The organism is Pseudomonas sp. UBA5568 (genome assembly GCF_002425525.1).
GTDB classification, from domain to species: domain Bacteria; phylum Pseudomonadota; class Gammaproteobacteria; order Pseudomonadales; family Pseudomonadaceae; genus Aquipseudomonas; species Aquipseudomonas fulva.
This window is the reverse complement of sequence record NZ_DIMK01000058.1, coordinates 1-22,946: the sequence shown is the minus strand read 5'-3', so window position 1 is coordinate 22,946 and position 22,946 is coordinate 1. Positions and strand designations below refer to the sequence as shown.

Annotated in this window: 20 protein-coding genes and 1 pseudogene; 10 read left to right on the top strand and 11 right to left on the bottom strand. The window is 61.3% G+C overall.

What is annotated here, in order from left to right; all coding sequences use genetic code 11:
• Nucleotide 1: 1 nt before the first annotated feature.
• From B2S33_RS19660 to ihfB, 5 genes are all read right to left on the bottom strand, one after another.
• A complete protein-coding gene (locus B2S33_RS19660; protein ID WP_027914254.1) occupies nucleotides 2-1,363 on the bottom strand; it encodes a phosphomannomutase/phosphoglucomutase in 1,362 nt (453 codons plus the stop codon).
• Nucleotides 1,364-1,490: 127 nt separating this feature from the next.
• Nucleotides 1,491-2,933, bottom strand: a complete 1,443-nt coding sequence (locus B2S33_RS19655) for a mannose-1-phosphate guanylyltransferase/mannose-6-phosphate isomerase (protein WP_027914253.1) — start codon at nucleotides 2,931-2,933, stop codon at nucleotides 1,491-1,493.
• A gap of 314 nt (nucleotides 2,934-3,247) precedes the next feature.
• The gene (locus tag B2S33_RS19650; protein WP_288650901.1) at nucleotides 3,248-4,681 is read right to left on the bottom strand and encodes an MBL fold metallo-hydrolase RNA specificity domain-containing protein; all 1,434 of its coding nucleotides are present in this window, start codon (nucleotides 4,679-4,681) and stop codon (nucleotides 3,248-3,250) included.
• Nucleotides 4,682-4,783: 102 nt separating this feature from the next.
• Complete coding sequence (locus B2S33_RS19645) at nucleotides 4,784-5,047, bottom strand: lipopolysaccharide assembly protein LapA domain-containing protein (protein ID WP_288650900.1); 264 nt, start codon at nucleotides 5,045-5,047, stop codon at nucleotides 4,784-4,786.
• Nucleotides 5,048-5,065: 18 nt separating this feature from the next.
• Nucleotides 5,066-5,365, bottom strand: coding sequence for an integration host factor subunit beta (ihfB, locus tag B2S33_RS19640; RefSeq protein WP_023536263.1), 300 nt, complete (start codon nucleotides 5,363-5,365; stop codon nucleotides 5,066-5,068).
• Between the two features lie 249 nt (nucleotides 5,366-5,614).
• Here ihfB and B2S33_RS19635 point away from each other — a divergent pair, with 249 nt between their 5' ends.
• Nucleotides 5,615-10,300 carry a dermonecrotic toxin domain-containing protein gene (locus tag B2S33_RS19635; RefSeq protein WP_288650898.1) on the top strand — a complete coding sequence of 1,562 codons (4,686 nt, stop codon included), beginning with the start codon at nucleotides 5,615-5,617 and terminating at the stop codon, nucleotides 10,298-10,300.
• A gap of 132 nt (nucleotides 10,301-10,432) precedes the next feature.
• Here B2S33_RS19635 and moaB read toward each other — a convergent pair whose 3' ends face one another.
• Complete coding sequence (gene moaB, locus B2S33_RS19630) at nucleotides 10,433-10,948, bottom strand: molybdenum cofactor biosynthesis protein B (RefSeq protein WP_288650896.1); 516 nt, start codon at nucleotides 10,946-10,948, stop codon at nucleotides 10,433-10,435.
• A 141-nt stretch (nucleotides 10,949-11,089) separates the two neighbouring features.
• Between moaB and B2S33_RS19625 the strand changes: the two genes are divergently transcribed.
• From B2S33_RS19625 to B2S33_RS19615, 3 genes and pseudogenes are all read left to right on the top strand, one after another.
• Nucleotides 11,090-11,986 (top strand): LysR family transcriptional regulator, encoded by an 897-nt coding sequence (locus tag B2S33_RS19625; protein ID WP_242810189.1) that lies wholly within the window; start codon nucleotides 11,090-11,092, stop codon nucleotides 11,984-11,986.
• A gap of 133 nt (nucleotides 11,987-12,119) precedes the next feature.
• Nucleotides 12,120-12,377: pseudogene (locus tag B2S33_RS19620) on the top strand (hypothetical protein); the annotation flags it as partial.
• 345 nt (nucleotides 12,378-12,722) lie between these two features.
• The gene (locus B2S33_RS19615; protein WP_288650929.1) at nucleotides 12,723-12,902 is read left to right on the top strand and encodes a hypothetical protein; all 180 of its coding nucleotides are present in this window, start codon (nucleotides 12,723-12,725) and stop codon (nucleotides 12,900-12,902) included.
• Between the two features lie 78 nt (nucleotides 12,903-12,980).
• Here the strand turns inward: B2S33_RS19615 and xenA are convergent, their stop codons facing one another.
• Nucleotides 12,981-14,072, bottom strand: a complete 1,092-nt coding sequence (xenA, locus tag B2S33_RS19610) for a xenobiotic reductase XenA (RefSeq protein ID WP_288650894.1) — start codon at nucleotides 14,070-14,072, stop codon at nucleotides 12,981-12,983.
• 48 nt (nucleotides 14,073-14,120) lie between these two features.
• On the opposite strand from xenA, the gene B2S33_RS19605 reads away from it, so the two are divergent.
• Entirely contained in the window at nucleotides 14,121-14,456 is a 336-nt protein-coding gene (locus B2S33_RS19605; protein ID WP_197874246.1) for an ArsR/SmtB family transcription factor, read from the top strand.
• Nucleotides 14,457-14,624: 168 nt separating this feature from the next.
• Here B2S33_RS19605 and mqo read toward each other — a convergent pair whose 3' ends face one another.
• Both mqo and B2S33_RS19595 read right to left on the bottom strand, forming a co-directional pair.
• Nucleotides 14,625-16,265 carry a malate dehydrogenase (quinone) gene (mqo, locus tag B2S33_RS19600; protein ID WP_027914246.1) on the bottom strand — a complete coding sequence of 547 codons (1,641 nt, stop codon included), beginning with the start codon at nucleotides 16,263-16,265 and terminating at the stop codon, nucleotides 14,625-14,627.
• Between the two features lie 239 nt (nucleotides 16,266-16,504).
• Nucleotides 16,505-17,365, bottom strand: a complete 861-nt coding sequence (locus B2S33_RS19595; RefSeq protein WP_042139635.1) for a LysR family transcriptional regulator — start codon at nucleotides 17,363-17,365, stop codon at nucleotides 16,505-16,507.
• Nucleotides 17,366-17,560: 195 nt separating this feature from the next.
• Between B2S33_RS19595 and B2S33_RS19590 the strand changes: the two genes are divergently transcribed.
• From B2S33_RS19590 to B2S33_RS19570, 5 genes are read left to right on the top strand one after another with little or no spacing between them, the layout of a single operon-like run.
• Complete coding sequence (locus B2S33_RS19590; protein WP_027914245.1) at nucleotides 17,561-18,307, top strand: 2OG-Fe dioxygenase family protein; 747 nt, start codon at nucleotides 17,561-17,563, stop codon at nucleotides 18,305-18,307.
• Nucleotides 18,291-18,773, top strand: a complete 483-nt coding sequence (locus B2S33_RS19585) for a GNAT family N-acetyltransferase (protein WP_028687400.1) — start codon at nucleotides 18,291-18,293, stop codon at nucleotides 18,771-18,773. The genes B2S33_RS19590 and B2S33_RS19585 overlap by 17 nt, the downstream gene beginning before the upstream one ends.
• A complete protein-coding gene (locus B2S33_RS19580) occupies nucleotides 18,770-19,471 on the top strand; it encodes an AzlC family ABC transporter permease (RefSeq protein WP_027914243.1) in 702 nt (233 codons plus the stop codon). Before B2S33_RS19585 ends, B2S33_RS19580 begins: the two co-directional genes overlap by 4 nt.
• The gene (locus tag B2S33_RS19575) at nucleotides 19,450-19,770 is read left to right on the top strand and encodes an AzlD domain-containing protein (RefSeq protein WP_028687398.1); all 321 of its coding nucleotides are present in this window, start codon (nucleotides 19,450-19,452) and stop codon (nucleotides 19,768-19,770) included. Before B2S33_RS19580 ends, B2S33_RS19575 begins: the two co-directional genes overlap by 22 nt.
• Before the next feature lie 55 nt (nucleotides 19,771-19,825).
• Nucleotides 19,826-20,260: a hypothetical protein gene (locus tag B2S33_RS19570; RefSeq protein ID WP_050587304.1), complete on the top strand. Its 435-nt coding sequence runs from the start codon at nucleotides 19,826-19,828 to the stop codon at nucleotides 20,258-20,260.
• Nucleotides 20,261-20,420: 160 nt separating this feature from the next.
• Here B2S33_RS19570 and B2S33_RS19565 read toward each other — a convergent pair whose 3' ends face one another.
• Nucleotides 20,421-21,635, bottom strand: coding sequence for a hypothetical protein (locus tag B2S33_RS19565; RefSeq protein ID WP_288650891.1), 1,215 nt, complete (start codon nucleotides 21,633-21,635; stop codon nucleotides 20,421-20,423).
• 10 nt (nucleotides 21,636-21,645) lie between these two features.
• Nucleotides 21,646-22,946, bottom strand: a 1,301-nt coding sequence (locus B2S33_RS19560; protein ID WP_288650890.1) for a hypothetical protein, incomplete at its 5' end; no start/stop codon positions are given.

Sequence of the window (22,946 nt, the reverse complement as noted above, 5' to 3'; positions counted from 1 at the left end):
GTTATCCTTGAATCAAACGGGCGATTTGCGCGACGTGCTGCGCCACCAGCGCTTCATCACCACGGCTTTCCACGTTCAGGCGCAGCAGGGGCTCGGTGTTGGAGCCGCGCAGGCTGAAACGCCAGTCGGCGAAGGCCACGCTGATGCCGTCGGTACGGTCGACGCTGGGGTTTTGCGGCAGGTAGTGGTTCAGGATCTTGTCGATGGTGCCTTTCACATCGGCCACCTCGTAGTTGATCTCGCCGCTGCACGGGAACTTGGCGATACGCTCGTCCACCAGCTGGGCCAGGGTCTTGCCGGTCACGCTCATCAGCTCGGCCACCAGCAGCCACGGGATGTTGCCGCTGTCGCAGTAGGCAAAGTCGCGGAAGTAGTGGTGGGCGCTCATTTCGCCGCCGTATACGGCGTCTTCGGCGCGCATGCGCTCCTTGATGAAGGCATGGCCGGTCTTGCTCTGGATGGCCACGCCGCCGGCTGCTTCCACCTGTTCGATGGTGTTCCAGGTCAGGCGTGGGTCGTGGATGATCTTGCTGCCAGGGTGCTTGGCCAGCAGCATCTCGGCCAGCAGGCCGACCACGTAGTAGCCTTCGATGAAGCGGCCCTGGTTGTCGAAGAAGAAGCAGCGGTCGAAGTCGCCGTCGAAGGCGATGCCCATGTCGGCGCCGGTGTCGAGCACGGCCTGGCGGGTCAGGTCGCGGTTTTCCGGCAGCAGCGGGTTGGGAATGCCGTTGGGGAAGTTGCCGTCCGGCTCGCCGTTGATCAGGGTGATGTCCAGGGGCAGGCGTGCCTTGAGCAGCTCGATCACCGGGCCCACAGCGCCGTTACCGGGGTCGGCCAGCACCTTGAGCGGCTTGAGGGTGTCGAGGTTGACGTAGGTGAGCAGGTGGTCGATGTAGGCGGTCTTGTCGAACACCTCGCGCACCTGGCCGGGCTTGGCGGCAGGCTCACCCAGGCTACCGGCCTCGACGCGCTGGCGGATGTCGTTCAGGCCCGTGTCGCCGCTGATCGGGCGGGACTGCTCGCGCACCAGCTTCATGCCGTTGTAACCCTTGGGGTTATGGCTGGCGGTGATCATCACACCGCCGTCGGCCTGGTGATGGCTGGTGGCAAAGTACACTTCTTCAGTACCGCACAGGCCGATGTCGATCACATCGGCGCCGCCTTCGGTCAGGCCTTTGATCAGCGCCAGCGACAAACCGGGGCTTTCCAGGCGCATGTCACGGCCCACCACGTAGGTGCGCCCGCCCAGCTCGGCCACCAGGGCGCGGCCAATGCGGTAGGCCACGTCATCGTTGAGGTCGGCAGGCACTTGGCCGCGGATATCGTAGGCTTTGAAACAACGGGTCTGGATGGGTGGGTACATACGTCTCACTCAATGCGGTGGCGCCAGGGGCGCCGACAGTCTGAACAGGGATAGCCGGCCACGGTGGGCGACCGAAGACCGGCCCGGTGCCTGGCCAGGCACGACGGGCCGACGGGAAAGCCTGGACTCAGGCGTCGCAACGACCGTAATTGTCCTCGAAACGCACGATGTCGTCTTCGCCGAGGTAGTCGCCGCTTTGAACTTCGATAAGCACCAGGTCGATCACGCCCGGGTTCTGCAAGCGGTGCTTGTGACCGGCGCGGATGAACGTGGACTCGTTGGTGTTGAGCATCAGCTCCTTGTCATCGTTGACCACCACGGCCATGCCGCTGACCACGATCCAGTGCTCGCTGCGGTGATGGTGCATCTGCAGGGACAGGGATGCCTTGGGCTTGACCACGATGCGCTTGATCTTGAAGCGCTCGCCGTCTTCCAGGGTGGTGTAGGTGCCCCAGGGGCGATGCACGGTGCGGTGCAGCAGGTGCGCCGAGTGGCCATCGCTTTTCAGGCGCTTGACGATGTGCTTGACGTCCTGGGCGTGGTCCTTGTGGGCGATCAGCAGGGCGTCGGGGGTGTCGACCACCAGCAAGTCCTGCACGCCGACCAGGGCCGCCAGGCGGTCTTCGGTGGTGACGTAGTTGTTGCTCGATGCGTGGGCCAGCACTTCGCCTTCGAAGCGGTTGCCCGATTCGTCCGGGGCGGTCAGTTCGCTGACGGCGTTCCACGACCCAATGTCGCTCCAGCCGATGTCGCAGGGAATGGTCGCGACCTTGCGTGAGCGCTCCATCAGGGCGTAATCGATGGAGATGTCAGGCACATTGGCGAATGTGTCGGGGTCGAGCGCCATGCAGCTGTAGCCCTTGGCGGTGGTGTGGCGCGAGGCCTCCAGCGTCTGGGCCACGGCGTGCAGCACGTCCGGGGCGTGTTCCTGGAACTGCTCGATGACGGTGCCGACCTGGAAGCAGAACATGCCGGCGTTCCAGAAATAGTTGCCGGCGGCTACATAGGCTTCGGCGGTGGCGGCATCGGGCTTCTCGACGAAGCGCGCGACCTTGAGGCCACCGTCCAGCGCGCCATCGGCGGCCGCTTCGATGTAGCCGAAGCCGGTTTCGGGGTACTGGGGCTTGATGCCGAAGGTGACCAGCCAACCTTGCTCGGCCAGGTGCACCGCTCGGTTTACGGCTTGGGAGAACGCCGCTTCGTCCTGGATCAGGTGGTCGGCAGCCAGCACCAGCATGTAGGCCTGCGGGCCATGCACCTGCTGGAGTTGCAGGGCGGCAGCGGCCACGGCGGCGGCGGTGTTGCGACCGAACGGTTCGAGAATATAGCCTTGGGGGTGGCCCTGGGTATTGATGGCGCGGTATTCGTCTTCGGTCTTGAACAGCAGTTCACGGTTGGTGACGGTCAGAACTTCTGCAACGCCGTCCAGTTTGGAGGCGCGCAGGAACGTCTTCTGAATCAGGTTTTGCCCGTCGGGCAGGGTCATGAACGGCTTGGGGTGAGCCTCACGAGAAACAGGCCACAAACGGCTGCCAACGCCACCGGAAAGAATAACCGGGATCAATTCCATATTCGGATCCTTAACAGCCAGTTGATGGTTCAATTGGCCAGCATGAGTCTTATTTCTGATCGTCGTCGCGCACAGCGCAACGCCGCTAAGTTACGCGCCTAGCGTGAGTAATCTCTGGCTATCCATAGGCTCGAGACGCAAGCATCACGGCGAAGAATACCAGAGAATACGCTTTGTAGCTTGCGCGCAGGCTGCGGCCAGCGTGGCCGACATGCCCTACCTGGTGATCGCCTCGGGCAGGTCGCGCGAGGGGGTGGTGAGCCGTGGTGTGTATCAGACAACGTCGGCGCCCATCGTTCCGTGAATCGCTCGCATTATCTTGCGATTTCCACCTGGGTTGGCCAGCCAAGCGCCTGCGTGCGCCGCTGCAGCGCCTGTGCCAGCGCCGTTTTCGCACCGGCCCGGCCATGCACCAGCACAATGCGCGCCGGGGCACGCTCGCTGCTGGTGGCGAAGGCGACCAGGCCGGCCTGGTCGGCGTGGCCTGAATAGCCACCGAGGGTCAGCACTTTGGCCCAGATGCTGTAGTACTGCCCCTCCAGGTCCACCTGGCCCAGGCCCTGCCCCCGTTCGCTGGCCTGGATCACCGCACCGGGCGTGCCCTTGGCCTGATGGCCTACGAACATCACTTCATGCCTGGGGTCGCCCAGCATGGCCTTGAGGTAATTGACGATGCGCCCGCCCGAGCACATGCCGTTGCCTGCAATGACGATGGCGGGCCTGCCGGTGCTTTTTAGGTAGTTGACCACCTGCTGGTGACGGGCGTGGGTGTCTACGCTGATCAGTTGGCCGAACGCGAGCGGGTCGCGGCCATCTGCCAGGCGCGCCCTGGCCTGCTCGTTCCAATAAGGGTGCAGGTCGCGGTAGGCCTGGGTAATGCGCTGGGCCAGGGGCGAATCGAGAATGATCGGCAGCTGCGACCAATACACGGGCTCGCCTTGTGGCGAGGGGCCCGTCTTGCCCAACAAGGCCTTGCGGTGCAGGACATCTTCGAGGTCATGGAGCAGTGCCTGGGTGCGCCCCAGGCTGAAGGCCGGGATCAGCAAGGTGCCGTGATCGGCCAGTGCGCGGTCGATGGCCGCTTCCAGTCGCTGGATGCGATCACCAGTGGGTGGGTGAAGGCGGTCGCCATAGGTGCTTTCCAGCACCAGCACATCGGCGTGCTCCGGGGGCTGCAAGGGGCGCAGCAAGGGGTCGTTGCCCGGGCCCAGGTCACCTGAAAATACATAGCGCGTGCTGTTTGGCCCGTGCTGGATGTCGCATTCGACGTAGGCTGAACCCAAGAGGTGACCCGCACGCTGCAAGCGAATGGCGCAAGCCACCTGCGGGTGCTGAACCAAGGTATGCCAGTGCCCGAAAGGCAGGGGCACGATCAGGTTTTGTACCAGGGCGATGTAGCGGGCCACTTGGGCAGGTGTGCTGTCGATGCCGAGCTTGAAGGCGTCTTCGAGCACCAGGGGCAATAACCTGGCGGAGGGCTCGCTACAGAGGATGGGGCCGCGGTACCCCTGGGCCAGCAATGCCGGAATGCGGCCTACGTGGTCCAGGTGCACGTGCGTGACGATCAGGGCCTGGATGCCAGTGATGTCGAACCCGAGCGCGTTGCCCTGCGCGCCCGGTGTGGCATCGGCGCCCTGCTCGGCACCGCAGTCGACCAGCAGGCTGACGCCAGGACCTAAATGAAGCTGATGGCAGGAACCCGTCACGCCGCGTACCGCGCCGTGGTGGGTTAGGCCGGGGTAATCCATGCTGCGCACTCTCGCCAGGGGCTAAAACGAAGTGAGCAATTAGTCCATGGTGACCGTTGCTTTAATAGGCAGGCATTTCCTAAAGCAACCTAAGAAAAATCTTTATTTGCCGCTCAGCGCCGCTTCGCGGGCCGAAGCACGGATTTTGCCCTTGCTGCGCTGCACGCCATAGGCGCCCAGCAAAGGCCCAACGGCCAGGCCAATGATCAACGCTGCCAGCACTACCACTGCCACGGGCACCTGTGGCGCAACCCAGCCAAACAAGGTCAAGGCTACGGTCTGCTGGTTTTCCAGCACGAAGAACAGCACTACAGCCGCCAGCAGCAGAACGAAGACAGCTGCCATTGCACGCTTGAGGTTACGCATTGGGTTGCTCCTAGGAAATCAGGTGTGAGCCTCGTCTTCTTCTTCATTGACCCGATCACGCAATTCCTTGCCGGGTTTGAAGTGCGGAACGAACTTGCCTTCGAGGCTGACCGACTGGCCGGTCTTGGGGTTACGACCTACCCGTGGTGCCCGATAATGCAGCGAGAAGCTGCCAAAACCGCGGATCTCGATGCGATCACCGGTAGCAAGGCATTGTGACATCTGTTCAAGCATGGTCTTGATGGCCAGCTCTACGTCCTTGGACGAGAGTAGCCCTTGATGGGTGACAATACGTTCGATCAGCTCCGACTTCGTCATGATTTTCCCTTCGTTATCAAGCAGCTAGATCATTGCTTAACCAGTTTGTAGCACGGTGCGAGGGATTTGAACAGGTCGGTTCTTGACTTATTCGAAGAATGTTGGTCCAGGCTGGCGGGCAAGTGCAGACAGCACGGCGCCATGCCTGGGCGCAGCCAAAGGCCTTGACCGATGTGCAGCACATAGATAGCACCGGGTGCCTTGGCACGCTTGGAACATTGTGGTTAGAACCCACAAGGAGCTCCAAGCATGCCCTCTTCCCACCCCCATCCACCTGCACCACATGACCTCAATCGTGCCATCGCCATGCGCTTTGGCAACCGCCCTACCCTGCGCCAAGTGGTAGGCGAGCAACTGATGAACCTGATCATCGCGCATTACCCCAAGGTGGCCGTTCACCGCCCCGACATGAAAACGGCCGAACCGCTGAAATTTCTTCGCTGGCACGTGGACGGCTACTGGACAGTTACCCCGCTTGTCGAGGTTGTGCTGCAACGCTTTCTTGATGGCGCACCGGTGGATTTTTCCCGCCAGGACCGCTTCAGCCTCAAACCACCGCTTCGCTTTTTTGCCATCCCCGATGCGTTCGAAACAGCCGATGATGACCTTGTCGACCCCGGCACGCTTAACGACGCATTCAATGCGTTTCTGCCGACCCTTCATGCGTGCTTTGCACAGGCTCAGATCGACTACTGGAATGCAGGCAACGGCAACGATCACGATACCTGGGTTCAACAGGTGCTTCGCGCCGGGCTTCTGAGTGGGTTGGCCGATCAGGCGTTGACCGCTGATGAGCAGCGATGCTTGCAGGATCTGCTGCTCGAAAGAACCGAGGGTTTTGCCGTGCATACCGTACGCATGCATTGGCGCCTGGGCGAAGCCAGCACCCGTGAACTGCTGCCTGGGCTGCTGGTGAACGCCAGTAGCGAAGTGGCCAACGTGACACTCTGGTGCACGTCTGCAGGGGATGTGAAAGGTTTCACCTCGCTAGAGGACTTTGGCACCTACTTGCAGACGCAGTACCGGCCGACAGCGACCGATGACGGTTTTTCGTGGGCGCTCTACGAAGCTGACGGTAACGCGTTTGCCTTGTTGTCCGGCGTATTGCTTGAAATCCTGCTGTCGCGGTTGAACCGTGTACGGTTGAGCGATCTGAACACGGTGGATGAGTTGGCGTCTGCCTACCAGGCCGTGGTCGACCCCTCGCAGTTCTTCGCCCAGAGGGCCGATCTGCCCACTCAACAGCTGGCCATCGATCTGCCTGAGAAATTGTTGAACGCAGACTTCAACAGTCAGAGCCGCTATCTCCAGGCGCTGATAGATGTTTGCGTGTTGCAGGCCTCCCAGGCAAATGCCCAGCCCCCTGCAGAACCGGATGATCTGCAACCCTATGCGCGGCGCAAGCTACGCGAACAGATGCTGGCCGATCACCCTGCAGACGGCGCCTTCGACGCGGATGACCTGTTACTGACCGTCAATACCTACGCCAATGACGGCCATGGGCTGGGTTTCCCGCAGCTGATAGAAAGCAAGACGCTGACGTTGACCGAGTACGCCATCGGTCGCCTTGAGGCAACCGGCGCAAGCCCTGTAGCCGCTGTAGCCCATCGCACCCATGGGCAGATCCCTTCGTGGCTTGACCCCGAGTACCTGCGCCAGTTGGTTGCCACTGTAGACATAGGCGGCACCTATCCGCGCTACCTCGATGGCTTGCTTGGGGATGAACAGTACAAAGCCAGCCACCTCAACGCCTTTGCGGCGCAATGGCGCTTGGGCCTTATGCTCGATGCTGCCTTCGCGCTGTGTACCGGGCATATCGACTCACGCAGCTATGCGGCGGTGGCAAGCTTTTGCCGTTTACCCGCAAGCAATGAGAAGGCGTTGGCCATCGCGCCCCTGGCTTTCAAGCGCTCGCCCGACTCGCAGTTGGTCGACAAGGCGCACGGTTTCTTCGTCATCCAGGTGGCCAATAGCGGCGCACTGTTGCTGTACTGTCCGATGCACAGGGGCGCGCTCAAACAATTCAAGGACCCGCACGGCCTCATGCAGGAGATTGCCCAGCCCGGCCGCGTGCAGGAAGAGGTGCTGGCATGGCTCGACCAAGCGCACCGGGCCGTTTACGACAAGGGCGGCTTCAAAGAGCCCCATCTGCCCCACTGGGTGTTCGATCCGTACGCGCCACTGAGCAAGCCAGCCCCTGTTGAACTCGCGCTGACGTTCTGGACCCATGACATCGATGCGAACCTGTTCGAAGCCAAGCGCTCGATGCTGCTCGAACTGGCCGACCGCAGCGCCATGAGCAACAGCGAGTTACGCTGGCAGTCCATCAAGACGTTTGCCTGGCAGTTGCTGAACGTGGTCGCGCCCGCTCTACCGGGGCCGATCTCTTCGATTGCCTTGCTGTACATCGGTATGACTGCAGTAGCCGAGGACCTGAAACTGCTGCTTGAAGGCAGCGCTACGGATCGAACCCAAGCTGTGGTGGATCTGCTGAACAACACACTGATGGTGCTGATCCATGCGCAGCTTCCCAGAACGGAGCCGCCCCACGCCGGGGCGCAGACTGGGCTGAGTATCGATCCAGCCTCGGTGCGACTGGGCGGCGATATCGATCCGTTGCCATTGCCTGAGCCGGGCAGTGTGTCCACGGTCGAGGCACTGCAGGCGCAAGCGACCACACAACTCGATTTTGCATGGCGGGGCGCCCAGGGTTTCAATGAGCTATCCGGGGTTCAACGCACGCGATTGCAAGCCATGGCTGCCTCGGTAAGCCTGGACGGCGGGTCGGTGATCAAGCAAGGGCCTCTGGAAGGCTTGTATGAGCTTGAGCATGGGCGCTATGTGCGGCTGCAAGGAAAGGCTTATGCGGTCGACTCGGCCGATGGGCTTACCCGCATCGTCGGGCCGGATGGCAGCCAGGGGCCACTGATCAGACGCGACCCACAAGGGTGGCGTATCGATACGCGACTGCGCGGCGGCGGGGACCGACCTGGTTCAAGCACTCAGCAGCGCTTGCGCGAGCGGTTGGTCCGTCGGATCCGAACCGCGCAGCAGGCGGTCGAAAAAAGCCTCGACGACGCGGAAAGAGGCGCCGTTGAATATGAAGGCCTGCGCCCACGCATCGAGGCCGCTCGCGCTCAATGGCTGAAAGTGGATGAGCGACTCAAGCAACCGCCGCCGCAAGATCCTGAACAGCATGCCCAGTTCGAGCGGGCAACCGGGCTGTTTGCCAAACGGCATACGGAGTTGCTGGCGCAGATAAAGAACTTGCGCCGCCAGCGTATCGAATCCGCTGTAGGGATTTTCCAGAGCTACCTTGAGGCCGAGCGCAACATGGTTGCCCTGTTCGATGACCGTAGCTACATGGCCAGCACCAGCTATGCGCCAGAACAGCGGCAGGCGTTGGCAGATGTCAGGCGCAACTTGATTGGCTATGGGCAGTTCATCATCGAAGAGCAGTTGCATACCGGTCGCTTCAGTGAGTATGACCGACTGACCACGGCGCTCAACGCCGCGCCACCTGAGGTGCGCCAAGCCGCGTATGACCAGTACCGTGAAGTGCTTGAAAGCATCATTATCGACCAGCCTTTGATCATCGAATACATGGCGGCGCTCGATCGGCTGCTTGCTGTTACCGATTTGGACATGACGGTACCGAGCACTCACGCAGCGGACAGGACCATCGCCCAGATCATCGAAGCGCGCACCACCACCACGCCAAACATACGGTTCTTCCAGGCCATGGGCCTGGTTGAGATGGCGCTGCGTTTTGAGGCCTTGCAAGACTATGCGCACTACGCGGTATTCAGGGCTGCACTTGCCGGGGAGCGCCTGCGGGTGGCCGCTAATGCTCACCATCTGTCCCTGTTCACCGACCTGCAGACTGCTCAGCGTATCGATATTCTGCAGAGTGCCTGGGATGAATATTCGGCCGCCATTCTCAACAGTCAGCGTATTGCCCAGCTGGGCAGCGAGCTCGTGGATATCGAGCGCCTCGAGGCGTATCGACAACAGATGGTCGAGCTCAAGACCATGGCCGGCGACGCGCTGGTCATCGCATTACGCGAGCAGGCCGTCGGCCAGCAACACTCCACCACCCGTCCGGTGTACCGTCGGCAGGCGTTGCAGGTGGCCAAGACAGCGGCCGGCCAGACGGTGATCGGTTCGGAGTCGATCGTGGATGGGCAGCCTGTGCTGCAAGTTCGCGGGACCTTCAGCCAGACGGCACTGCATACCTTCACCCGGGAAAGTGGCACATGGGTCGAACAACTGCCTGCTGTGGGCAAGGTATCACCCCCCAGGGCGCCCACACCGGAAAGCGAACGTCAGGAACAAGCGCTGGCTGAAGGGATGCTTGCTCAGAATCAGAACGTACTTGCCAAAGCGCGCAAGCTGGTCGAAGAAGATATCGATAGCCATTCATTGACGTCGATGCTCGATGCACAAATAGGGGAAGTGCAGACACTGCGCGATCAGCTAGCCGACAGTGAAGCGGACTCTGAACTGCTGCAACGCCTGGACGATGCCTTGGTGGCCTTGCGCGACGGCAAACGCGAGGTGCTGGTCAAGCTGCACAGCACCACACGCTTTCCCAGTGCAGAAGGCTTGCACTACTTGCACAAGCAAGGGCTGGTGCGGGTGACCTATCAAGGGCCGCGGCAGGCGCTGGCCGAAGGTTATCTGGATGAGTACCGCATCGATGTGCTCGAAGCGCCAGACAGCGAGCGCGGCAAGCCCCTGTGGGCCGCTCACTTTCATTTCAATGACGCGGCCGCCGCACCGACGGCGTTCGGCAAAGGTCATCTGAAACTGTGGCGGCAGCGCAAGCTGGGTTACAGGGAACAGGTCAGAAGCGCTGCCGTGGGCGAGGAGTTGCGGATTCACCGAGGCAACCTGACCTATGCTCAGGCACGTGGGGTGATTCCTTTCCACTGACCAGACGCCGGGGTGCCTTGACGGCTGCGAGCGATTGGGGCTCTTGCGCAGCCGGTTTGGCGCCCTGACAAGGTCGCTCAAAGGTCGGTCAATGCTGCTGAGCCAGGGATCTTTGGTAGGCACCCGCTCCTGCTAAAGCCGCACGTGCTTGACGAAATTGCAAGGCCGGTGCCGGGCGTCGAGCTGTTCGGCAAGGATGCCTTCCCAGGCAGTACGACAGGCCCCGGTAGAACCTGGCAGGCAACAGACCAGCGTATGATTGCTCAGCCCTGCCAAGGCGCGGCGCTGGACGGCCGATGAGCCGACATCCAGAATGGACAGGGCGTGCAGCAGCTCGCCGAACCCGTCCACGCGCCGTTCCAGCAGGCATTCGACCGCTTCCGGGGTGTTGTCCCTGCCGGTAAAGCCTGTGCCACCTGTGATCAACACCACCTGCACCTGCTCGTCGGCAATCCAGGTCGCCACCTGAGCGCGGATTTTGTAAAGATCATCCTTGAGCAGAACCCGTGCAATCAGGTGGTGACCCATGTCCACCGAGCGGTCCGCCAGCAGCGCACCTGAGGTATCGCTCTCGACAGTGCGGGTATCGCTGACGGTCAAGACAGCGATGTTGAGCGGCACGAACACCGCATCAGGTTGAACACGCACAGCACAGCTCCTTCCAATGAGGTGGCGGTCACGCTAGTAACATGCGCTGCCAGCGTCCAATCGATAGCGCAAACGGCTCGATCAATGGCATCTATCGCCACGGTACGTTACTGTCGGCGCAACCCTTTAGCAGGCGCAGGCATGGATATCAAGCAACTGAAGTTTCTCATCGCCCTCGACCAGACTCGCCATTTTGGCCAGGCCGCTGCGTTGTGCCACATCACCCAGCCCACGTTGTCCATGCGCCTGCGCAACCTGGAAGACGAACTGGACCTGGTGCTCGTCAAGCGCGGTCAGCGGTTCGAAGGGTTCACCGAGGCCGGCGAACGCATCCTGGCCTGGGCACGGACCCTGCTGGCCGCACATGACGGCTTGCACGCCGAGGCGGCCCATTGCCGCGGCCAAGTGGTGGGGAGCCTGCGCCTGGGCACGGTGCCGCTGGCCAGTTTCAACCCGATGCAACTGCTGCTGCCGTTGCGGGCCAAGTACCCGGGCCTGCACTTCGAGCTCAGCTCGCTCAGCTCCGAACAGGTGATCGACGGCCTGAGCCGTAACCAACTGGACTTGGGCATCTGCTACCTGGACCAGGTCAACACGCAGTTTTTCGACGTCATCGAGCTGGGTACCACGACCATGGGCCTGCTGCACGATACCCGGCATTTTCAGTTCGACGCCCAAAGCCTGCGCTGGGACCAGCTGGGCGATACACCACTGGGCCTGTTGAGCAAGGGGATGCATTACCGGCAGTCGCTGGACTTGAGCTTCCGTAGCCGCGGCCTGGAACCGAATGCTGTATTGGAAAGCGACTCCAGCTTTCAGCTGATCCAGGCCATCGCCACTGGCCTGTGCTGCGCCATCATGCCGCTGGGCTGCGGCCTGGAAAGCCTCAGCGAGCACCTGCGCATCGTGCCGGTCACCGATGCCGCCATCCACAGCCCGGTAGGCCTGCTACTGCGCCGCAGCGAGCCCCGCTCGGCAATTGCCGAGCAGTGCTTCGCCGAGGCGCAGGCAATATTGCAAAATACCCTGGCTCATTAGCGCGGATCTCAGTTGGGTGATCTAGATGACAGCACCTATAACGCACAGTCTAAGTAAGCGAACGTAGAGGTCCTTTGGCCTACCAAAAATGACAGTGTCGAAGGGCCCACCTCGTCACCTATGCTGTGCCTGAATGTCATTACCTGGCAAGGCTCGAGGCAGTCTTCCTGAAATGGACTCACTGCATATGCATACGCATTTTGGGATTGATCTACGACGTGCTGCATACCTACCCTGGGGCTTCGGCCACAGCTGTTCACTCGTAGCATTCGTAGGTCAACATTATGACTACAGGGCAAGCATTTACCCGCTCGGGAATGGAGTAAGAAGCTTCAGCCCTACGCTGATGCGATTCTTGTCAGTGGATACACTGACCCCGTTTGAGCAAGGTGGGCTGAATGGTTATGCCTATTGCAAAGCCGACCCTGTAAATTTGCGCGACCCATCGGGGCGAGCCCCTACCGTCCTGACCGTTTTCAATGGTCGTACAAGACCTCCACGAACAGTTCAGCGCATTTCGGACTATCGCCACGGGCAACTTGCCGGCCATACGGTCGCTCGGAAGCACAAGCTGAAGGAGGCAGCATTGCATCGAGCTGAGGTAGCTCGTCTTCGCAAAGCTGCGGCCCACCACCTGTCGCAAAGCACCCGAGCGCCGACGCCCCACCTGAAGTTGGAGTGGCGAGCCCAGGCTTCACAGCTAAAAAAGGATGCTAAAAGCGCAAAGGTGCGCGCAATGGAAGCCGAATCGCTGGCTGCGTTTCACAATAAAAAAGCCATTGAATTGGTCGGGACGTTGGAGTGGCAGGAGAACCTTGAATCCTACCCTGATCTTCTACAGCCACAGCCACAGCGTGCGCCTGTCACACCGTCTCAACCCCGTCTCGTCAATGGTGCGATCAGAGCTGAGGTTTGAAGCGCAGCCGTGTCTGATCTACCCACGTTGGTAAGCCGAAGTAAAGATGGGGGGGCTGCAGGCGCAGCCCCAGCCCGATCACCGATACCGCTCAAGCCAGTGTGCATAGGGCGCTGGCAAGGTCCAGGCAGCCTTTTCCACGCCCAGCTCCTTGGCCGCGAAATACGCCCAGTGCGGGTCAGCCAGATGAGCACGACCGACCGAGACCAGGTCCAGTTGCTCGGCGCGTACGGCCGCCTCGGCCAGCTCCGGTTTGCCAAAGCCCCATGCCGAGGTGACGGGGATACCGGCTTCGCGGCGCACGCGCTCGGCAATCGGGCCCATGAAGGCAGGGCCCCATGGAATGTTGGTATCAGGAATGGTGAAGCCCACGCTTACGCTCAGCAGGTCCAGGCCGCCGGCCTTGAAGCGGCGCGCCAGCTCGATGGACTCTTCCAGGGTTTGCTCGTCACGCCCATCGTATTCCAGCACCCCGAAGCGAGCTGTCAGCGGCAGGTGCTCAGGCCACACTTCGCGTACCGCTGCCAGGGTTTCGAGCAAGAACCGGCTGCGGTTTTCGAAGCTGCCACCGTAGGCATCGGTGCGCTGGTTGGAGTGCTCGGAGAAGAAGCTCTGGCCCAGGTAACCGTGGGCAAAGTGCAGCTCGATCCACTCAAAGCCGGCGTCGCGTGCACGGCGCGCTGCATCGACGAAGTCCTGCTTGACCCGGGCGATTTCGTCCAGGGTCATGGCGCGCGGCACCTTGGGCAGGTTGGCACCGAAGGCGATGGCCGACGGGGCGATGGTTTCCCAGCCACGTGGATCATCGACTGCGATGTGATCATCGCCTTCCCATGGGCGGTTGGCGCTGGCTTTGCGACCGGCGTGGGCGATCTGGATGCCGGGCACGGAGCCGGCCGCCTTGATCGCCTGCACCACGGGCACGAACGCCTGGGCATGGGCATCGCTCCAGATGCCGGCGCAGCCTGGGGTGATGCGGCCTTCGGGCGATACCGCCGTGGCCTCGACCACCAACAGACCGGCGCCGCCTCGGGCCATGCCAGCCAGGTGCACATGGTGCCAGTCGTTGATCATGCCGTCTTCAGCGCGGTATTGGCACATCGGCGGGATGGCGATGCGGTTACGCAGGGTGACGTCTTTGAGGGTATAGGGTTCGAACAGGGCTGCCATGGAACACTCCAGGATCATTGAATACTGTAGTTCGATCATAATCGAACTATGGCAATAATGGAAAGCCCCGGTATCATGCAGACCATGCGAGCCTACAAACATCCCAATCCTGATGACCTTATTCTCGAACGCGTGCTGTACGCCTTGAGCGACCCGGTGCGCCTGGGCATCGTCCGCCATCTTGCTGGGGTGACCGAGGCCAGTTGCGGCGAGCTGGACGGAGGGCGGCCCAAGTCGAGCATGTCCCACCATTTTCGTGTGTTGAGGGACGCAGGGTTGGTACACACTCGCAATGTGGGCACCACGCACATGAACTCGCTGCGCAGCGACATGCTCGGGGAGCGTTTTCCGGGGTTGCTGGACTGCATTTTGCGCCAGGTCTGAGCGACCTGTGCTTGCCCGGATTCTCTTAAGCAATCGCCTCCTGCACCCTCAAGGCTGCCGAATGCCTGCGAAGGCGCGACCTCGCCTGCGCCCTGCCTGCCGTAAACCGCGCAAAAAAAAAGCCACGGGGTGACCCCCGTGGCTTTTCGATTACATCAGGGCCGTGAATTACAGGGCCATGTCGTTCTCGGGCTTGCTTTCAACCGGCTGACTTGGCGCGACTGCGCTGGTACCGACGCTTTCGTCGATGACCGGCGGCTTGGCCAATTGCAGCACTTCGGCGGTGTAGTTCCACTCTTTCTGAGTAGCAGCGGCCGAGTCGTTCAGCTTGGTGCCGTAGCTTGGGACGATTTCCTTGATCTTGGCCTGCCACTCTGGAGTAGCGACCTTCTCCTTGAACACGGTTTCCAGCACGTTCAGCATGATCGGCGCAGCAGTCGATGCACCTGGCGAGGCGCCCAACAGACCTGCAATGGTGCGGTCCTGAGAGGCCACCACTTCGGTGCCCAGCTTCAGCACGCCGCCCTTCTCTTCGTCACGCTTGATGATCTGCACGCGCTGACCGGCCTGCCACAGTTTCCAGTCTTCCTTCTTGGCATTCGGGAAGTAGGTGCGCAGCGCGTCGAAACGGTCGTCGTCAGACAGCATCAGCTGGCCTGCGAGGTATTCCACCAGCGGATACTGGTCGATACCCACGCGGGTCATTGGCCACAGGTTGTGGGTGGTGGTGCTGCTGAGCAGGTCCAGGTACGAGCCATTCTTCAGGAACTTGGTCGAGAAGGTCGCGAACGGGCCAAACAGAATCACACGCTTGCCGTCGAGCACGCGGGTGTCCAGATGAGGTACCGACATGGGCGGCGCACCGGTGGAAGCAATGCCGTAGGCCTTGGCCATGTGCTGCATGGCAACGGTTGGGTTCTCGGTCACCAGGAACGAGCCGCCCACCGGGAAGCCTGCATATTCCTTGGCTTCCGGAATACCGGACTTCTGCAGCAGCTTCAACGCGCCGCCACCGGCCCCGATGAACAGGAACTTGGCATCGGTAGCCGACTTGCTACCGTCCTTCAGGTTCTTGTACTCGACGTGCCAGGAGCCGTCCTTGTTGCGGCTGATGTCCTGCACTTCGCTGGACAGCTTCAGGTCGAAGCCTTGCTGGGTCTGCAGGTGACCGACGAACTGGCGGGTAATTTCGCCGAAGTTCACGTCGGTGCCGATTGGCGTCCAGGTGACGGCCAGCTTCTGGGCCGGGTCACGGCCTTCCATCATCAGCGGGACCCACTTGGCGATCTGCGCGTGATCTTCGGAGTACTGCATCGGGCGGAACAGCGGGCTTGCCTGCAGCGCTTCATAGCGCTTCTTCAGGAACTTGATGTTGTCGTCGCCCCACACGAAGCTCATGTGCGGCGTGGTGTTGATGAACGCGCGTGGGTTCTTCAACACGCCCTGGCGTACCTGCCAAGACCAGAACTGACGGGAAATCTGGAAGGCTTCGTTGATCTCGATGGCCTTGGAGATGTTGATGTTGCCGTCTTTGTCTTCGGGGGTGTAGTTCAGCTCAGCCAGCGCGGAGTGACCGGTACCGGCATTGTTCCAGCCGTTGGAGCTTTCTTCGGCCACGCCGTCCAGGCGCTCGACCATCTCCATCGACCAGCTCGGCTCCAGCTCGTGCAGCCAGACGGCCAGGGTGGAGCTCATGATGCCGCCGCCGACCAACAGTACGTCGACTTTCTTGGTTTCTGCGGCGTGTGCGTGCATGACAGTTGCAGCGACAGCCAGACCCAGCAAGGTCTTGCCAGCTTTCTTGAACATTGATCAATTCCAGTCAGGAGAACGGAGGTGGGCCTGTGGCTGACCCAGGTAACGCGTGTTCTTCAGCGCAGGCTTGTTATTGATCATTGTTCAGCAGCCAGAGAACCGGAAAACGAATCAGGCTTTTGTCGCATTGACCTACATCACTGAATCGTTTTTCCGATTGTAACCGAAATGCCAGCACAAACAAATTGGGCGGCCAAGCGCAAGACGACAGGTTGTCTCAGGCTGGCGGCCCTTCAGGCATTGATCGACTCGAAGGCGTGCATCGGCGCCGTCTTGGGGTAGAACTGAGGAAACTCCTCCTCCACGATCCAGGGCTCCTTCATCACCAGGTACACATCGAGGTATTCGGAATACCCCTCCCAGACGTGCAAGTCGTTCGCCTCGGCCACAGCCCGCGACAGCACGCCCATGCCGCCGAAGCTCTTGATCATCGACACGCTGACGATCTCGCTGCCGGAATGGAACACGGTCGCTGCCTCGAGCCCGCCGCCCTGGTGGTTGGCGAAGCGCGAGAAGATGGAGGCGTACGGGCATTCGGGCAACGGCTTGATGACCACCGACGGGGCGGTGTCGCCACTGACCGAGCAGGCCACTACCTCGATGCGCAAGCCCTTGAGCGAAACCGAATAGAACCCCTCGGGCATGCTGTCGCCCAGGATCACCACCATGTCGGCTTCGCCCTTGGCCAGCTTGGTGAGGTTGTCGGGGGATTCGGAACAGCTGAAGATGGGGCTGCACCCGGACAGGTTGCTGGCCACACCCGCCATGATCTGCTGGTTGATCTCCATCGACAGGGTGCTGTTCAGGGCGACCCGCAATGGCTGGCTCTGGCGTTCGCGCAGCTGCTTGATCTTCAGTTGCATGCGTTCGGAGCAGCGCACGATCTCCAGCACATGGGGCAGGATCCCGACCCCTTCCTGCGTCAGCGACACGCCTTTGTTGGTGCGGTCAAACAGCTTGAAGCCGCAGTGATCCTCCAGTTTTTTCAACTGCGCCGCCAGCGCCTGCACCGTCACGTGGACCTGCTCGGCGGCATCGGTGATCGACCCCGTTCTCGCGACGTTGGCGATGTTTCGCAGCACCTTGATATCCATTCGACACCCCTCCCAAGACGTGCTCAAGCCCGCATGCAACAAGGCCTGGAAGGATAACGCACAACCGCCGCCGCTGTCTGCTCGGTACGTCGGCTGGCAACAAGCGGCGGTTGAGGCACCTCAAAAAAAAGTGAAGTTTCTGCCATCATTTCGCCTGCTAGATTGGCGCCCAGATTTCAACGGGAAGAGATGCCAATGCTTACACTCAAACGGAATATTGATGACGCACTGCGCCTGAACAAGACAGTCAACGTGCTGGGCAAGGACTTCGCATTGAATGGCGGTTTTGGCCATTTCGTGGCGTTCTCCAAGAGCTGGGAAACCATGGGCGTGGACAAGTACTACGGCCAGGCCGACAAGGGTACCCGCTACCGCCGCTACAGCGATTTCGACTTCAACCCGGCGACCGGCGAGCTGCAGCAGCTCGAACACCGTGCCTATGAACAGTCCGAGGCCCATAACCAGTATGTGGGTGGCATGCGGCGCCACTTTGACGATGTGTCCAGCGATGTCTTCAACTCACCGGTGCTGCGCGCCCTGATCAAGCTGGACTTCGATGTGTACAAGGCCGTGCTGCCCGAAGAGCTGCACAACGTGCCTTGGCAGTGCCAGGTTCACCAGATCCGCATCGAGGTCAAACCCGGCGAGCAGATCGAAATCACGCCAGAAGGCATCCATTGCGATGGCTACCCTTTCAGCGGCGTGCACTTCTGGGGCCGCCATAACATCGAAGGCGCCACCAGCAAGGTCTATGACAAACAGTCGAACGTGATCGACTCCGGCACCTACCAGGAAATTCTCGACACCACGTATTTCCTCGACCGCGAGCTGCAGCACTACGTTACCCCGGCCACCAACCCCAGCGAATCGGAAATGGGCTATCGGCAGATCATCGCCATCTCCTTCTCCCGGCCGGGGACCGAACATGACATTGTCAAATAGCCTTGAGCAGGCAACGCGCAGCGTTGCCGTGCCCGACCGCATGAACGGCCTGACCATCAAGAAGGCCACGCCGTTTCATGCCACGCGCCTGGTCAATTTCCTCAAGCGGTTCGACGAGATTGCGTTTTGTGACTGGCAGAGCGAGGACCTGCTCAAGGGCTTGTTGAGCCATGACAACACGTTCTGCTACCTGGCGGAAAACCACAGCGGGGCGATCATCGGTGCCGTGGCCGGGGGGACGATGGGTACACGCGGTACCATCAACCACCTGGCAGTGTCGCCGGACTATCGCCACAGCCGCATCGGCACGTCCCTGACCAACTCGATCCTCAACGACTTCCGTCAGCATGGCATCCGCCGGGTGTTCCTGTTCATCGACCAGGACAATGCGTCGGCTGTGCGGTTCTGGAACCGACAGGGCTTCAGCCAGACGCGCGGCGAGATCACCTGCGAGGTCGATCTATGACCGACCTCGCCTTGCACCCGGTCTCGCGCAGGGAAAGCTTCGTCGATGCCTTGCCGGTGATCACCGGCTACTTCGTCGTGAGCTTCGTGTTTGGCGTGATGTGCATCAACGCCGGGCTGCCCTTGTGGCTCCCGGTGGCGATGTGCGTGTTCGTCTACGCAGGCGCCGCGCAGTTCGCGGCGCTGGCGCTGATCACCTCGGGTGCGCCGTTGCTGACCATCGCGTTGTCAACGCTGCTGATCAATTCGCGGCACATGCTCATGGCCATGTACATGGCCAAGCAGAGCGATGGGCTGGGCATCTCCAGGTCGCAAAAGCTGATGTATGCCTTTGGCCTGACCGACGAATCGTTCGCCTTGCACAGCCAACGCCTGCAAGCCGGCAAGTACACCCCGCCTGGCTACCTGCTGCAGTTCAACACCTGGTGCCACGCCAGCTGGATTGCCGGCGCCCTGCTCGGCGCCGTGGCCTCCGATGCGCTGAGTCGCTTCTCTGCATTCAAGCTGGACTACGCGCTGACCGCCATGATGATCTTCGTGCTGGTGTCGCTGTGCAACAGCCGGCCCAAGCTGATCGTCGCCCTGGTGGTGATTGCCGCGACCTGCCTGCTCAACGCGCTGTACCCCTCCCCTTTGAATGTGTTCGTGGCTACGGCCGTGGGCTGCGGAGTAGGCCTATGCCTGAAGAAAAATACCTGATCGGCGCGGTGGCCTTGATGATGGCCATCACCTACTTCACCCGGGCCACGCCCCTGCTGTTCCGAATGCAGGGCACGCCCAAGGTGTTCAACGACGTCATCGAGTATCTGCCCGTGGCGATCATCGCCAGCATCACCGTGCCCGCGCTGCTGATGGCCAAGGACGGCTCGCTGATGGCCATGAACGCCGACATGCTGGCCGCCGTGCCGGTGGTGATCGTGGCCTACTTCACCCGGAGTTTGATTTTCAGCGTGGCGGCAGGCATTGCCGCGCACGTCGCCATCACGCTTGTGGCGTGACGTCGATCTCAATTGCACCTGTGCGTAACGGCATCGAATCTACAAGGACACTGGCATGAGCCCTGCCCGTAAACACGTGACACTGGCAAACCTGAGCGAGTTTGCCCGCCTCATGCCCAAGGGCTTGCCACAGGACCAGGTAATCGCGGCACTGGATGACCTGTCGCTCAAATGCTCGCTGAACTACCAGCTGAGCAAGACGTTCCTGGCCGAGGGCTGGATCGTGGAGTACCGCCACTTGCGTGCTGCAGCCCGGCTGAACCCGGTCAACGACCTGCTTCTGTTCGCCACCGCCGGTGGCTTGAGGGTTATCAAGGCCGATGGCACGCAGCAGCTGATGAAAAGCGGCGATCAGCTTGTGCTGGCAGCGGACACCCAGGTGACGGTTTGGCCTGAGGGCGAGGATGGACATGCCAGTTTGATTGCACTGTCCGTTGAGTTGGATTTGGGGCAGGTGCTTGAAGATGTGGGGGATGAGCGGGTGTGGTAGGTGGGTGACGCCCAGGGGGGGCGTAACGGCAAGGCCGCTAACTCAGGCGTCACACAGTCCGTGTGGGAACGGCCTTGCCGGGGCACCGGACCGGCCGCGATGGGCCGCAACGCGGCCCGGGCATGCAGGCGGTTAGCACACGGCCCGCCCCAACAACCTCCTAGTTCGTCTCCAGCTCATACGCCTTGCTCACGAACAACGCGGCGTACAGGCTCTTGCCTTCCTTGAAGCTGTAGGTTTCCTCGAAGTCGTCCCCAGCCGCCAGCTTCTGCGCAATGGCGCATTCCGAATCGCTGTGCTGCTTGGCCTTGGTGCCAAAGTCGCTGCTCCAGCTAGAAAACCCTACCGCTTGGCAGAAGTCGGCAAACTTGGCGTTGGGCGTGGTGTGCTGGAAGGCTTCGAATGCCGTAAGCACGGGCTTGAAGCCGCTGTAGCTGAGCTCATAGCGCTCCACCTTGGCCTTGCGCGCCAGTTCCGACACTGCCTCGCTGAACATGGCCAGGCCAGAAGGCGGGCTGAAGGCGGCGACGATCTGGCCGCCCAGGGCTGCCTTGAACTGGGCCTGCACATCATCGAGTTCGGGCATCGAGTGCAAGGTGGCCTTGCGCACGATTTCGCCCACCTTCGAACCGTCGTTGCGGTGAGTGACCACGAACGTCATCACGCCCTCGCCATCGCTGGAGCGCTGCAACGTGAGGTCCAGGTCGATCCTGGTCCCGAATTGCCCTGTGCTGTTGACCAGGAAAGCGCCTGTGACAGGCTGGCGCGCCGCCAGGTTCACCCCCCAAGGCATCTTCGCCTGGCTCGCGCGGCCGTTGGCCGTCAGCTCGGCGGTAGGTTGGATTTCGTCGCTCACATCGGCGACACGGACGATGTCCTGGCCCTGGGCCGCGATATACGGGTCGGCCATCTGCATGCCCAGCAACTGGACATGGATCTCGCCATCCTTGCTGTCACCGCTGTGCGACAGTTTCAACGCATCGGCCTTCAGGAAAACGCCGGTCACGTAGCGTGATTCAAGTGCGTTCATCTGGTACTCGGCCCAGTTGCCCAGGCCTTCGTGCATGTCCATGCCGCGCATCGAGGCCATCACGCCGGCCATGCTGCGCATGAACTGTTGCGCGCCGTTGGTCTGCACGGCGGCCACACGGACCTCCGGGTCGGCCACTGTCAGGTTACCGGAGAGCGCCGAATACGAAATGTCGCCTTCGGACAGCACGTCTTCAAGGAAGTAGCGTTCTTTGAAGTCTTCGTAGTACGCCATGGCTTGCTTCTTGCCACTGCTCGACACCACGGCATAGGTGACGCCGAGCGCTACCGCCACGACCGCCACACCGCCAATCAACTTCTGCTTTGCGTTCATCTGCTTGATCATGGGTTATGCCTTACTGGACCTGTGCCGACGCGTTTTTCCAGTCGTTCACAAACTGTTGGGAGACTTCGGGCGTCCAGTTGGAGTCGATGCCTGCATTGGGGAATTCCTTGGCCAGCACGGCGCCATAAGACACGCGATCGGCGCAGCGCTCCTGCTCGCAGGCCTTCGGCTCGCCCACGCTGTAGGCGCGGTAGGTAGGAATGGCGCGACCGTCTTCGAGCGGGTAGTAAGGGGTGGCGTTGGCAACCTGGGCCACGTACCAGCCTTCGGGGTATTGCTGCTCGGCAAGCAGACGCCCTTCGCCTGGGTAGTCGACGGTGTAGAACTCGCCCTTCTTGCCGGTGACATGCACCATCATCGGCGTCACGTTCTGCGACGACGTAGGGTCCTGCTGCTGCAGCGGCGAAGGGAAACGCACCTTGATGCCGGCCATCTGCGCCAGTGCCTCGGTTTCACGCCCCTTGAATTCACCCATGCGCTCCTGCAACTGCTGGTAGCGCTCAAGCACACGGGTGTGCTCCCAGGCCAACTGCTGCTGACGATTGCGGGCTTCACGCACGCGCTGCTTCTCGCGCTGCTGCGCCCAGTTGGTGCCGTTGCGCACATCGAAGTACAGACCCTGGCGGCCCATGCCGATGCGGTTGCGCACGATCTTCTGGTCGTCGTTGCCCCAGATTCTATTGGAAATGGCCGACAGGTCCTTGACGATGAGCAGGTCGGCCACATCGGTGGTGCTCGGCGATGCGTTCTTGATCAGGTCGAAGGCCTGCAGCGCAGTCTCCTTGTATTTCGCCGGGTCCAGGGCGAAGGCGTCGTCCGGGGTTACGCCGACGTAGTACGGGTCGGCGAGGAACGGCCCTACAGCGCCGTAGGTAGGACGGGCGAACGCCAGGTATACCTTCATGTTCCGATCGGGAATTTCACCCACCAGCAACGCCACTTGGTCCGCTTCGGCCGTGAGGTAGCTGACCGACTTGTCCTTGACCGCCGCCTCGTAACGCTTGCTGAACATCAAGGCGCTGGGGTGGACGTAGATGCGATTCCAGTCGTTGCCGCGGTAGGTGCCTTCGGCTTTCCAGCTGATCTTCTCAAAATTGCCCGCACCAAAGCCGGAAGCCGGACAGGGCATGGCCGGCGTGGTGCCGAACGTGAGGGTGTCGCCTTCACTGATGATGGTGCTATTGAGCACCCACTTGCAGCCCGCAGCATCGGTGATCTGCATCAGCTTGCTGTTTTTCAGCACCACTGAGCGGCCATAGTCCGAGGTGGGGGCTGCCGTCACAGCGGCGCCGGCTGCCTTGGGCGCGACGG